Here is a 12,983-nt window from a genome sequence, read left to right on the forward strand (position 1 = left end):
GGACATCGCGAACGGATGAAACGTAGCTTGAGGTCGATTCGAGCGAACGAATCGTCAATCCGTCTCCAGAGGGGAGTGCCGTGAGTCGTCCCGTCGCCGTCTTCACCGACACCGAGGACCTGGACCCGCGCCCGGGGGTGCGGCTGCTCGTGGACGCGGGATTCGAGGTGCGCGTCGCCGGCACCCGGGACCCCGACGTCCTCGCCGCGACCGCCCGGGACGCCGACGCCCTGATCGTCGGATACGCGCGCGTCGACGCCGCCCTGCTCGACCGTCTGCCGCGCGTGCGCATCCTCGCCACGATGTCCGCCGGCTACGACATGGTCGACGTCGCCGAGGCCCACCGGAGGGGGCTCTGGGTCACGAACCTGCCAGACGTCGCCACCGAGGACGTCGCCGTCCACGCGCTCGCCTCCGCGCTGTCGCTGCTCCGGCGCCTCCCCCAGGCCGACGCCGTCGTCCGCTCCGGCGGCTGGAACGAACACTTCGCCGGGCAGCAGTTCCTGCCGCGCCGCGCGAGCGAACTGACCTTCGGCCTCGTCGGGTTCGGGAGGATCGCCCGCACCCTGGCGGCGATCGCGGCTCCCGTCTTCGGCCGGGTGGCGGCCTACGACCCGCACGCCGACGCCGCCCTCTGGCCGGCCGGCGTCGAACGGCACGCGGACCTCGGCGCACTCGCCGCCTCCGCCGACCTCCTGTCCCTGCACGTCCCGCTGACCCCGGGCACGCACCGACTCGTCGACGGAGCCCTGCTGGAGCGGATGCGTCCCGGCGGCTTCCTCGTGAACGTCGCGCGCGGTGAACTCGTCGACGCCGAGGCGCTGGTGGCGGCACTCGACTCCGGCCACCTCGCCGGCGCCGCGCTCGACGTGTTCCCCGTCGAGCCGCCCCCGGCCGAGGACCCGCTGCGCCACCACCCCCGCATCCAGCTCTCCCCGCACAGCGCCTTCCTCTCGGACACCTCGCGCCGCGGCTACGTCTGCCGCCCCGCCGAGAACATCGTCGCCTGGCACCGCACCGGCCGTCCCCTCACCCCCGTCGTCGATCCCACCGCCGCAGGAGCCCCCGTATGACCGTCACCGATCCCCTCCCGCCGACCACACGGCCCCTCGTCGACGCGGGCTCCGAGGAGCTGAGGCTGCGCCGTGAACTCGCCGCCGTCTACCGGCTCGTCGCGCACTTCCGGATGACGGACCTGATCTTCACCCACATCTCCCTGCGGCTGCCCGGCCCCGAGCACCACTTCCTCATCAACCCCTACGGGCTGCTCTTCGAGGAGATCACCGCCTCCAACCTGGTGAAGATCGACCTCGACGGCCATCCGGTCGAACCGACCCCGTACCCCGTGAACCCGGCCGGTTTCGTCATCCACAGCGCGATCCACGCCGCCCGCGCCGACGCGCACTGCGTCCTGCACACCCACACCAAGGCCGGCTGCGCCGTCGCCGCGCAGGAGCACGGACTGCTCCCGCTCAACCAGATGTCGATGGAGTTCCACGACCGCGTGGGCTACCACGACTACGAGGGCGTCGCCCTCAACCTCGACGAGCAGCGCCGGATCGTCGCCGACATCGGCGCCCACCCGGCGCTGATCCTCCGCAACCACGGCCTGCTGACCGTCGGCGAGACCGCCGCCCAGGCCTTCCTGCGGATGTACTACCTGGAGCGGGCCTGCGAGATCCAGGTCACCGCCCAGGCCGGCGGCGCCCCCCTGGTCGTCCCGCCCGCCGAGGTCTGCGAGTACACCGCCCGGCAGCTCGCGGGCGAGACGTCGGCGTCCGACTTCGCGGACGACGACGCCTACGACCTGGCCTGGGCGGCCATGCTGCGCCTCCTGGACCGGACCTGCCCCGAGTACAAGGACTGACGGCGCCGCCCGCTCCGTCCCCGCCGCCCGCTCCGTCAGAGCGGGCGGCGGGCCGACGACAGGGTCAGGGGGCGCACCCACGGCGCTTCTGGGCTTCCGCTCGCCGTCTCCGCGGATCCCCGAAGCCGCCTTCCAGGTCGCCCGGTTGTCCGCCCACGAGCCGTGGATGACGGGCACCTTCGTCTACTCGGAGCCGTTCTGGGCCTTCGACCGCGTCGGCCTGCGCGACCCCGGGGCCTGAGGCACCGTCCGGTCCGCCCCGACCGGAACGGCGGCCCGAGGGTGCGTCCCGTCCTGCCATGGGGCAGGACGGGACGTGACGAGCGGGAGCGGTCGGCGGTCAGCGGTCCTGGGACAGTTCCAGCAGTTCGGCGAAGGTCCCGCCGCCGTGCGCCAGGTCGTCGTACCGGCCCTGTTCGGTGATCCGGCCGTGCTCCATCACGATGATGTGGTCGGCGATCCTGGTGTTCTCCAGACGGTGGGTGACCACGATCGTGATGCGGTCGGCGGCGATGGCCTTGATGCGCTCGAAGATCTGGTGTTCGCCCCGCGGGTCCATCTGGGAGGTGGGCTCGTCGAGGATCAGCAGGCCGGGCCGGCGGTACAGCGCCCTGGAGCAGGCGATGCGCTGCCACTGGCCGCCGGACAGTTCCGTCCCGCCGAAGACGTCCCGGGCCAGGAGGGTCTCCAGCCCCGCCGGGAGGTCCTCGACCGCGTCGCGCATGCCGACCGCGTCGACGGCCTCCCACACCGGCGCGTCGTCGTGGCTGTGCGGCTGGCCCAGCGTCACGTTCTCGCGCACGCGCAGCGGCCACTGCGCGAAGATCTGCGGGACCAGACCGGTCCGCTCCCACACCGTGGCGGGCTCAACCCCGGCGAGATCGGTGCCGTTCCAGGAGACCGAGCCCTTGTCCGGCAGGTAGACGCCGGTCAGCAGGCGGGTGAGCGTCGACTTCCCCGACCCGTTGGCGCCCACGACGGCGAGAATCTGACCGCGCCGCAGGGTCAGGGAGACGCCGTCGACCGCGGGCCTGTCCTTGCCCGGGTACCGGTAGGCGACCTCGTCCAGACGGATCTCGTCGACCGGGGCGGTCAGCCGGTGGGGGCCGCGCCGGGGTGCGCGGGCCGCCGCGTCGTCGAGGAAGGACTGCATGTCACCGAGGTACAGGCTCGTGTGGAAGACCGCCGCGCCGTTGACGACGACCTGGGACAGGGCGGCGAGCATGGTCTGCACGGCGACGACGGCCGTCGCGGCCACGGCGAGGTCGATGCGGCCGGACACCGTCAGCCACGCCAGCGCACCCCACGTCGCCAGCAGGAACACCCCGCCGGCCAGCGCGGACAGCAGGGCGATCCGCAGCGTACGGGGCGCGGCGGCCAGCGTGCGCCGGTCGCACCGGCCGGAGAGCGCCCGGTACCAGTGGACGAGATAGTCGGTCATCGAGTTCGCGCGGACCTCGTCGCTGTACTTCGACTCGGTCGCCCACCAGCGCATCATCCCCCTGACGTTGCGGTCCGCCACGTTCGCGTAGTGGATCGCGTAGTCGACGCGCGCGCTGAGCACGGCCCCCGCACCGGCCGGCAGGACGGCGAGCAGGAGCAGCGGCAGCAGCAGGGGGTTCAGGACCGACAGCACACTTCCGGCGGTGACCATGCGGACCACTGCGGAGACGAACCGCTGCGCGTCCGTCACCATCACGTGCGTGCGCATCACCCCCAGCTCCGCCGCCTCACGCCGTTCGGAGAACCCCTCCTCCGCGTAGGCCGCGGCCTCCACCCGGCACACCGCCTCGACCAGGGCCGAGTCCGTCTCCGTCGTCAGCCGTGGGGTGATCCGCCGCTCCGCGTACGCGGCCACCGCCCCCGCCGTGCGGGTCAGCGCGGCGGCGAGCGTCACCACCAGCAACGCCGGCAGCGCGCCACGGAGACGGTCACCCGCGGACCCCTCCCCGAGGACGGGCTCCATGGCGCGGGCGGTGGACGTCAGCAGGACGGCGGCCGACAGGCCCGTGACCAGTTGACAGCCGAGCAGCAGCTGCACGGCCCGCCGGTCGATCCGCCACGACAGCCGCGCGATCCGGCCCAGGACGGCGGGGATCCGTGCGCACATCAGACGGAAGGAGACCTCGGCGAGCGGATTGACGGAGTACTGCCCCGAGTAGGTGATCTCCGCTGGTGGTGGGGGCGGAGGAGGGGACGTGGGCGGTGTGTTCGGCGACTGGTCGTTCCTGGGGATCGAGGTCAACGGCGGGTCCTCCTGCACGGTCGTCCGGCGCTGTCCTGAAGCTCAACGACCCGACAGGAATATCGAACTGGTGTCTTTCGGCCGTGACCGGAACCCCGGGAATCGGCGCGTGTCGGAGCATGGGGAATGCACCGATCCGCCTCCCGCAACAGACGTGCGGGACGGGGCGGTTGGCCGAAACGCCGACGATGCCGCGGACGGAGCGGTCGAGGTGGGTGCGAGGGCGCGCGAGGAGGCGCGCGGGCCGCGGCCGGCGCGCGCCGAACGACACCGACCTCCCCGTGAGGGGCGTCGTGGCCCTGGAGACAGGCCGGCCAGGGGGAGTGAGGGACGGCGCGGTGACCTCGGAGAGCGAGGGGCGAGGGGCGGGGGAGCGGTGACGCGGGGACCTGTGCCTCGCTCAGCGCGGGTCGCGGGCTCCCCGGGGGACCGTCAGGTCCGCCAGGAACGCCACGCCGGGGCTGAGGTCCGGCCAGGTACCGGACCAGGTCAGGACGGCGACGGCCGAGGTCGGGAACTTGGTCCGTACCCGGTCCAGGGCGTCCCCGGCCGCGCTGCCCGCGAGCCGCAGGACCAGCTCTTCGAGGCCGGGGTTGTGCCCGACCAGGAGCAGGGTCACCACCTCGTCGTGTACTTCGCGCAGGACGTCGAGCAGGTCCGGGACGTCCGCCCCGTACAACCGCGCGTCGTGACGGGTCGGCACCGGGCCGTCGAACTCGGCGGCGACCAGCTCCCAGGTCCGGCGGGCGCGCCGGGCCGGGGAGCACAGCGCCAGGTCGGGCAGGGGGCCGCTCCCCGCCAGGAAGCGCCCGGCCGCCGGGGCGTCCCGCAGCCCGCGCGGGCCGAGGGGCCGGTCCGGGTCGGCGACGCCGTCCGGCCAGGCGCTCTTGGCGTGCCGCAGGACGACCAGGCGGCGCGGGCGGCCGGCGGCGGATCCGGCGAGCTCGGGAGTCTCGGTGGGGGACGGCACGCCTTGAGCGTACGGGCCGGGTCGCCCCACGACCATGGAGGCTACGGGTAGGTCCGCACGTCGTCGTCGTACTCGCGGGCCCGTTCCCTTACGGGCTCGGGCAGCGCTCCCGACGCCAGGTGCGCGAGCGTCGTGCTCTCCAGGACCTGGCGCAGACTCGTCCGTACGGCACGCCACACGTCGGGGAGGGGAGCCGCCGCGCCCTGGTACTCAAGACCCGTCAGCTTCAGGTCCCGCACGCTGACGAGCGGCCCGTCCATCGCGCGCACGACGTCGGCGAGGGTGATCTCCGCCGGCGGCCTGGTGAGGGAGTAACCCCCGTCGGGGCCGCGCACGCCGCGCACCAGACGCGCCTGCCTCAGGTCGCTCAGCACGGCGAAGAGGAAGCGGACGGGGATGTCCTGGCGTCCCGCGATGTCCTCGGCCTTGAGGGGCCGGTCCGCCGAGCCGGCCAGCTCGGCCATGGCCCGGATGGCGTAGTCCGTTCGTGCAGAGATCCTCACGGACCCAATGTCTCACGAGGAGCGGCGCGCCCGGCAGGCCGAGGTGCTTCCGGGCCGTCAACCGTGTGCCGCGGCGGCGTTGTTGTCCGGAAGCGGCGTTGCCACTCCACTTTGTTCATCGACATAGTGAACATTCTCGTGCGGTACCCGTCCCTGGCTGGAGGTCTCCGTGGTCCCCGTCCCGCCCTCGCCGTCCGTCGCGCCCACCCGTCCCCGCCCCACCGTGGCCGTCGTCGGCGCGGGCGCGGCCGGTGCGCTCGTCGCCGTCCAGCTGTGCGAAGGAGCCGCCCGGCGGCGGGTCCCGCTCGACCTGGTCCTCGTCGACCCCGCGCCGGAGGCGGGCCGTGGCACCGCGTACGCCACCGAGGTCCCCGAGCACCGGCTCAACGTGCCCGTCGGCGGCATGAGCTGCTACCCGGACGACCCGGGCCACTTCCGGCGCTGGCTCTGCCGGCACGGCGAACCCACCGTCACCGCGGCGGACTTCGCCTCCCGGTACCGCTACGGCTCCTATCTCGCCGACACGCTCGGCCGGGCCATCATCACGGCGCACGGCGCCGTGCGCGTACGGCGGCTGCGCACCCGGGCCGTGGGGTGCGCGGACGCGGCCGGAGGGCGTCTCGATCTCCGGCTCGCCGACGGCGGCACGGTGACGGCGGACACCGTGGTCCTCGCCACCGGGCCCGCGGCGGGCCGGGCGGCGTGGGCCCCGGCGGAGCTGGTCGCCTCCGACCGCTTCGTCCCCGACCCCTGGGCGCCCGGCGCGCTCGACGCCGTCGGCGCGGCGGACGACGTCCTCCTCGTCGGCACCGGACTCACCGCCGTCGATCTCGCGCTCGTCCTCGACCGCCCCGGCCGCACGGTCCACGCCGTGTCGCGCGGCGGGCTGCTTCCCCGGCCGCACGCGGTCGCCCCGCTGCCCCCGGTCCCCCCGCCCCCAGGCCTCGACGCCCTCCCGTTCCCCCGCCTCCGCAGGGAGCTGGCGCGCCACTTCGCCGCCACGCGCCGCGTCCACGGCGACTGGCGGCCCGCGTTCGACGGGCTGCGGCCCGAGATCGCCCGGCTCTGGCAGGGCCTCACCGACGACGAGCGGGCGGAGTTCCTCGGCCGCGACGCCACACCGTGGAACGTGCACCGGCACCGGATGGCCCCCTCCACCGCCGAGACCGTCGCCCGGGCACGCGCCGCGCGCAGGCTCCGCGTCCACGCCGGCCGGGTCGCCTCCGTGGCTCTCCGCGGCGACGGCGGCCCGACCGTCTCCCTCGCCGACGGGCGCGAACTGCGCGTGGCCTGGGTCGTGGACTGTACGGGGCCGGGGCTGCGCGCCGACGGCGGCGGTGACCCGCTGTGGAGCGGGCTGCTCTCCGAGGGCCTCGCCGTACCCGGTCCGCTGGGCATCGGCGTGTCGACCGACGGCGGCAGGCTGCGCGACGCCCGAGGGGGTCTGGACCGGCCGCTGTTCACCCTGGGCGCGCCGCGCCGGGGCGAGCTGTGGGAGACGACCGCGATCCCCGAGATCCGGAGCCAGGCCAAGGAGGTCGCCGAGGCCGTGCTCGCCCCCCTGGCCGGCGCGCCTCGGGCGGTACGCCGCCGGCCCACCGACCAGTTCGGGCTGCCGCTGTCCACCCACGCGGCGGCGGCCGCGTCCTTCCGCTGCGGACTCGCCCGGGTGATCACCGTACGGGCGAAGGCGGCCGAGTCCTTCGCACGCGCCACCGAGCTGGATCCCGGGTTCGCCCTCGGGCACGCCGCACTCGCCCTGCTCGGTCACGAGTGCGGAGCGGACGTCGACGTCGCCCGCGCGCTGGCGGACGCCCAGCGCAGCGTGCGGGAACGCGGCGACGATCGGGAGCGGTCGTTCGTGGACGTCGTCACGCGTCGCATCAGGGAGCACGAGGGCCACGCGGGTGCCGGGGGCCTCGGCGCGGGCGACGGTGACACGGCGCTCGTCGACCACCTCGGCCGCTTCCCCGCCGACGCGTTCGCGCTCGGCATCGCCGTCCCCACCATCGCCTTCTCCGGCGTCACGGACCTCGACGGCACCCTGGCCCTCGGACTGGTGGAGCGGACCGCGCCCGCCTTCGAGGGCCACTGGTTCCACACCTCGCTCCTCTCCTTCGTACGGCAGGAGCAGGGACGGATCGAGGAGGCCGGCGAGCTGGCCGGGGCCGCGCTCGCCGCGCAGCCCGCCTCCGGCCACGCGGTGCACGCCCTCGCCCACGTCCACTACGAGTCCGGCGAGCACCGTGCCGGCCGGGAATGGCTCGACGGCTGGATCGGCGGCCACGGCAGGGGAGCCGTCCACCGGGCGCACTTCTCCTGGCACGTGGCCCTCCACGAACTGGCCCTCGACGACTCGGCGGCGGTCCGCCGCCGCTGGTTCGCCCAGCTCGCCCCCGGCCAGGTGAACGGGGTGCGGGCGCTCGTCGACTCCGGCTCCCTGCTGTGGCGGGCCCGCATGTCGCGCAACTGGACCGGTCGCGTCCCCGTCGACGGCGTGCTCGACGCGGTCGCCCGCGAGCTGGTCGAACGCCCCTCGACCGCCTTCACGGCGCTGCACGGCGCCCTCGCCCTCGCCGCCGCCGGCGACCTCCCCGCCCTCCGCCGCCTGCGCACCCACGCGGCCGGTGCGGACCCTGTGCAGCGGGAGGTCGTCGCCCCGCTGTGCACCGCCCTGGAAGCGGTCGTGGAGGAGGAGTGGGCCCTCGCGGTACGGGAACTGCGCGGACTGCTGCCCTCGCTGCGCCGCGTCGGAGGCAGCGCGGCACAGCGCGAGGTCGTCGAGGAGACCCTGCTGTACGCGCTGGTCGAGGCCGGTCACCGCGACACCGCCCGCCACCTCCTCGAACAGCGCCTGGACCGCCGCGCCTCCCCGCTCGACCGCCGGAGGCTGGCCGGACTGGCCCGCTGACCGGGACAGACCCGCTGATCCGGACTGGCCCGCCGACCCGGGCAGGACCGACCCACCGCCGCCGTCGCCGGCCGTCCCGACGCCGGCGGCGCGGTGGTTCGCACCAGGGGCGAGCCGTGAGGCCCCGCCGCGGATGGCGCGGGGCCGGCTCCGGGCGGTGCGCGGCGCCCGCCACCCGTTCGGCGGGGGTGTGCGTGCCCGGGGCGCCGGACAGGCGCATCCTGGAGGAAGGACCGTCCCCGTGGGGGCGCCGCCCCTGTCCCGGTGAGGGAGGTACGACGTGAGTCCCTCGGAGCGGGACCGGGCCCCGAGCAGCGGACTCGAAGGGCTGGCAGCCCTTCTCCTCGACGCGCGTGGTCGGGTCACGTGGTGCTCGCTCGCGGCCGAGGTGCTGCTGGGGCGGCCCGCGAGGGAGATCGACGGACGCCCCGTCGAGGAGGTCCTGGGCGTGTCGCTCCCCGCGACCGAGCCCGGACCCGCTGCCACGGTCCACCGCGTACGCCTGGGCCCCGCCGGCGTCGGAGCCGGAGCCGTGGCCGACATCGCCCTGCTCCCCGGAGCCGCGGACGGCGCGAGCCTGCTCGTGGTCCGGGGACCGGCGGCCACCCGGGACCGTGTCCCGGCCCGGGACCCCGACGCCGTCCCGGATGCGAACCCGGACGCGGACCGGGCCCTGGCGCGCTCGCTGCTCGGCCAGGGGCGGCTCGGCGTCGCCGAGTTCGACCCCGAGCTCCGGATGACGCGGAGCAACGCGGCCCTGCACGCGCACCGCCCGGCGGGCGCGGGCGCGGACTGGCTGTACGACCTCACCGACGCGGACGGCGACCGGACCGTACGGGAGATCCTGCACCAGGTCGCGACCACCGGGACGCCCGTCGTCGGCGCCGACTTCCGGAGCGGGAAGGCCGGCGCCGAGCCGGTCCTGAGCCTGGCGTGCTTCCCCCTGGACGACGAGGACGGCACCCGCCGCGGGGTCGCCGTCGTGACGACCGAGCCCGCCGCGCGGCTGCGCGCCCAGCACCGTCTCACCGACGCGTACCGCAGGGCGTTCGAGATCGGCGAGTCGCTCGACGTCGTGCGCGCGGCGCGTGACCTGGTCGACCTCCTGGTCCCGGCCCTCGGCGACCTGGCGTGCGTCGACTTCCCCGACGACGTGCTGCAGGGGCGCGATCCCGGCCCCGGATTCCCGGGCCACGAAGCGTCGAACCCGCGCCGGGTGGCGGTCAAGTCCGCCGACGGCGTGTGGCCCGAGGCCCTGGTGCAGCAGGGGGAGCCGGTGCCCGAGGCGCCGCCGGAGAGCACGGACGCGGCCGTCGCCGGTGTCATCGCGGCGGACGCCAAGACCGCCCGGGTGATGCTGGGCGACGATCCCGCGATCACCGCCCGCATGATGCCCGAAGGCATGCACAGCGCGCTCGGCTGCCCGCTGTACCACCGGTCGAGACTCTTCGGGTACGTGCTCGTGTGGCGCACCACGACCCCCGAGCCGTTCGGGGAGCCGGAGATCAGGCTCCTCCAGGACCTGTGCGACCGGACCGCCATGGCGCTGGACAACGCGCACCGCTACACCCGCGAGCACCGCACCGCCCTCGTCCTCCAGCGCAGTCTGCTGCCGCCGGCCGTGACCGAGAGCCAGGCGGCCGAGACGTCCGGGATCTACCTGCCGGCCAGCGGGACCCTCAGCGTCGGCGGCGACTGGTTCGACGCCCTGCCCCTGTCGTCGATGCGCATCGGCCTCGTCGTCGGCGACGTCATCGGGCACGGCCTCCAGGCCACGGCGACCATGGCCCGGCTCCGTACGGCGGTCCAGACCCTCGCGGACCTCGACCTGCCGCCGGACGAGCTCCTCATCCACCTCGACGACCTCGTGCAGCGCATGCAGGCCGAGTCGGAGCAGCCGGACGCCGTCGGCGCGTCCTGCCTCTTCGCCGTCTACGATCCGGTCACCCGGGTCTGCCGGATGGCCTCCGCCGGGCATCCCGCCCCCGCCGTTCTCCGCCCCGACGGCGGCGCGGACTTCGTCCCCGTCGTCCCAGGGCCCCCGCTCGGCGTGGGCGACAACCCCTTCGAGATCTCCGAGGTCACGCTGGAGCCCGGCAGCGTCCTCGCCCTCTACACCGACGGCCTGGTGGACTACGACCACGACATCACCCGGGGCAGCGAGGAACTCCTGCGGAACCTGCGGCGGTTCCACGGCGCCGACCGGTCCCTGGAGGCGATGGGCGCCGATCTGATGGCCTGCCACCCGCACCAGCAGCGCCCGGCCGACGACGTCACCCTGCTCCTCGCCCGCACGCGGGCGGTGTCCGACGCGGACACCGCCCACTGGGAGTACCCGGTCGACCCGGCGGCCGTGCACGACGCGCGTCACGACGCCAACGCCCGGCTGGCGGCCTGGGGACTGGACGAGCTGATGTTCTCGACCGAGCTCATCGTGAGCGAGCTGGTCACCAACGCCATCCGGTACGCGGGCGGCCCGGTCGGCCTCCGGCTGATCCGGGGCCGGTCCCTGGTGTGCGAGGTCTCCGACCCCAGCAACACGCAGCCGAGGCTGCGGCGCGCCCTGATCACCGACGAGGGCGGCCGGGGCCTCTTCCTGATCGCCCAGCCCGCGTCCCGGTGGGGCTGCCGGTACGGCGAGCGGGGCAAGACGATCTGGGCCGAGCAGGCGGTGCCCCCGCACTGACCGGGTCCCGGCCCCGCCTCCGCGGGGGTGTCCGGGAGGACGTCCTGCCCGCCTGCCCGGACGGGACCGTCACGGGACGGCCCCGGGGATGCCGGGACCTTGTTGCACATATATTGCAAGTAGCAATGATGTGCAGGAGGAGTGCTGTGGCCGGACCGATCGTCCTGGGAATCGAGTCGTCGTGCGACGAGACCGGCGCGGGGATCGTGCGCGACGGGAGACTCCTCGCGCACGTCGTGGCGTCGAGCATGGACGAGCACGCGCTCTTCGGCGGGGTGGTGCCCGAGATCGCGGCCCGCGCCCACCTCCAGTCGTTCACCCCGGTCGTCCGCGAGGCGCTCGACCGCGCGGGCCTGCGGCTGGGGCAGATCGACGCCGTCGCCGTCACCACGGGACCCGGCCTGTCCGGAGCCCTCCAGGTCGGCCTCGCCGGGGCGAAGTCCCTCGCCTACGCGGCCGGGGTGCCGCTCTACGGGGTGCACCACCTCGCCGGGCACGTCGCCGCCGACACCCTGGAGCACGGACCGCTGCCCAGCCCCTGCGTCGTCCTGATCGTCTCCGGCGGCCACACCTCCCTGCTGCTCGTCAGGGACCTGGCGCGCGAGCCGATCCTGCACCTGGGCGACACCCTCGACGACGCGGCGGGGGAGTGCTTCGACAAGGTCGCCCGCATCATGGGCCTGTCCTACCCCGGCGGGCCGGCCATCGACCGGGCCGCCCGGGACGGCGACCCGCGCGCCGTGGACTTCCCCCGGCCCCTCACGCGCCCCGGCGACGACCCGTACGCCTTCTCCTTCTCCGGGCTCAAGACGGCCGCCGCCCGCTGGGTCGAGAAGCACCGGGCCCAGGGCGTCGACCTGCCCGTCGCGGACGGGGCCGCGGCCCTCCAGGAGGCCGTCGCCGACGTGCTCACCCGCAAGGCGCTCGCGGCCTGCGCGGCGTACGACGTGAGGACGCTGATCGTGGTCGGCGGCGTCGCCGCGAACTCCCGCGTCCGGGCGCTGGCCGAGCAGCGGTGCGCCGCCGCCGGCGTCGAGCTGCGCGTCCCGCCGATGACGCTCTGCACCGACAACGGCGCCATGATCGCGGCCGTCGGCGACCTCCTCGTACGGGCCGGTGCCGAACCCGCCCCGCTGGACGTGTCGATCGACCCGTCGGCGCCCCTGGAGTACGCCTCCCTCACCCCGTTGCCGCCGACCCGGGCCAGAGCGGCCTGATGCCCACCGTCGAGCGGGTCTCCGGCGGCCGCCTCCTCGCCCGTACCGACGGGGTGCGCGCGGTGTACGCCGACGCGTTCGGCGGCCCGCCCTGGCGGGAGGGGCCCGACCGCGCCGAGCGCTACCTGGAGCGGCTCGCCCGGGACGTGGCACGGCCCGGCTTCACCGCCGCCCTCGCGGCCGAGGGGGACACGGTCCTCGGCTGGGCCACGGCCTGGAACACCCCGGACCCCTTCCCCGCCGACCGCTGCCACCCGTCCATAGCGGTGGCCCTGGGCGAGGCCCGGACGGCCGCGTGGCTGAGCGGCGCCCGCGAGGTCGACGAACTCGCCGTCGCGACCCGCGCCCGGGGCGCCGGGCTCGGCGCCCGGCTCCTGGACGCGGTCACCGCCGACCGCGCCGACGGCCGCTGCTGGCTGCTGACCTCCGTCGCCGCCCGCACCGCCGTCGCCTTCTACGAGCGGGAGGGCTGGACCCAGGCCACCCACCCCGCACCCGGGGGAGCCGGCCACGCCGCCTTCCTCGGCCCCCGACACCCGGCCCGCACAGCCGCCCCTCGCCCCCTATGACCTCTTCACCGGAGC

At 75.2% G+C, this 12,983-nt stretch carries 9 protein-coding genes; 6 read left to right on the top strand and 3 right to left on the bottom strand.

Going from position 1 to position 12,983, the window contains the following annotated elements; all coding sequences use genetic code 11:
• Positions 1 to 80 precede the first annotated feature (80 nt).
• Together ACFYT9_RS18705 and ACFYT9_RS18710 are read left to right on the top strand one after the other, a co-directional pair.
• A complete protein-coding gene (locus ACFYT9_RS18705; protein WP_389165121.1) occupies positions 81 to 1,073 on the top strand; it encodes a C-terminal binding protein in 993 nt (330 codons plus the stop codon).
• Positions 1,070 to 1,867: a class II aldolase/adducin family protein gene (locus ACFYT9_RS18710; RefSeq protein WP_387271907.1), complete on the top strand. Its 798-nt coding sequence runs from the start codon at positions 1,070 to 1,072 to the stop codon at positions 1,865 to 1,867. Before ACFYT9_RS18705 ends, ACFYT9_RS18710 begins: the two co-directional genes overlap by 4 nt.
• 340 nt (positions 1,868 to 2,207) lie before the next feature.
• Here ACFYT9_RS18710 and ACFYT9_RS18715 read toward each other — a convergent pair whose 3' ends face one another.
• The 3 genes from ACFYT9_RS18715 to ACFYT9_RS18725 form a co-directional block, all read right to left on the bottom strand.
• On the bottom strand, positions 2,208 to 3,977 hold the full coding sequence (locus tag ACFYT9_RS18715; RefSeq protein WP_389165318.1) for an ATP-binding cassette domain-containing protein: 1,770 nt from the start codon (positions 3,975 to 3,977) through the stop codon (positions 2,208 to 2,210).
• 535 nt (positions 3,978 to 4,512) lie between these two features.
• Positions 4,513 to 5,082 (bottom strand): SixA phosphatase family protein, encoded by a 570-nt coding sequence (locus ACFYT9_RS18720; RefSeq protein WP_389165123.1) that lies wholly within the window; start codon positions 5,080 to 5,082, stop codon positions 4,513 to 4,515.
• Positions 5,083 to 5,123: 41 nt separating this feature from the next.
• The gene (locus ACFYT9_RS18725) at positions 5,124 to 5,585 is read right to left on the bottom strand and encodes an RrF2 family transcriptional regulator (RefSeq protein ID WP_387279709.1); all 462 of its coding nucleotides are present in this window, start codon (positions 5,583 to 5,585) and stop codon (positions 5,124 to 5,126) included.
• Positions 5,586 to 5,808: 223 nt separating this feature from the next.
• Between ACFYT9_RS18725 and ACFYT9_RS18730 the strand changes: the two genes are divergently transcribed.
• The 4 genes from ACFYT9_RS18730 (at position 5,809) to ACFYT9_RS18745 (ending at position 12,968) form a co-directional block, all read left to right on the top strand.
• The gene (locus tag ACFYT9_RS18730) at positions 5,809 to 8,496 is read left to right on the top strand and encodes an FAD/NAD(P)-binding protein (RefSeq protein WP_389165320.1); all 2,688 of its coding nucleotides are present in this window, start codon (positions 5,809 to 5,811) and stop codon (positions 8,494 to 8,496) included.
• 280 nt (positions 8,497 to 8,776) lie between these two features.
• Positions 8,777 to 11,182 (top strand): SpoIIE family protein phosphatase, encoded by a 2,406-nt coding sequence (locus tag ACFYT9_RS18735; RefSeq protein ID WP_389165124.1) that lies wholly within the window; start codon positions 8,777 to 8,779, stop codon positions 11,180 to 11,182.
• Positions 11,183 to 11,310: 128 nt separating this feature from the next.
• Complete coding sequence (gene tsaD / locus ACFYT9_RS18740) at positions 11,311 to 12,399, top strand: tRNA (adenosine(37)-N6)-threonylcarbamoyltransferase complex transferase subunit TsaD (RefSeq protein WP_389165323.1); 1,089 nt, start codon at positions 11,311 to 11,313, stop codon at positions 12,397 to 12,399.
• A complete protein-coding gene (locus ACFYT9_RS18745; protein ID WP_389165125.1) occupies positions 12,399 to 12,968 on the top strand; it encodes a GNAT family N-acetyltransferase in 570 nt (189 codons plus the stop codon). Before tsaD ends, ACFYT9_RS18745 begins: the two co-directional genes overlap by 1 nt.
• The last annotated feature ends 15 nt before the right edge of the window (positions 12,969 to 12,983 follow it).

Source organism: Streptomyces sp. NPDC004435 (assembly GCF_042873895.1).
In the GTDB taxonomy this organism is placed as follows: domain Bacteria; phylum Actinomycetota; class Actinomycetes; order Streptomycetales; family Streptomycetaceae; genus Streptomyces.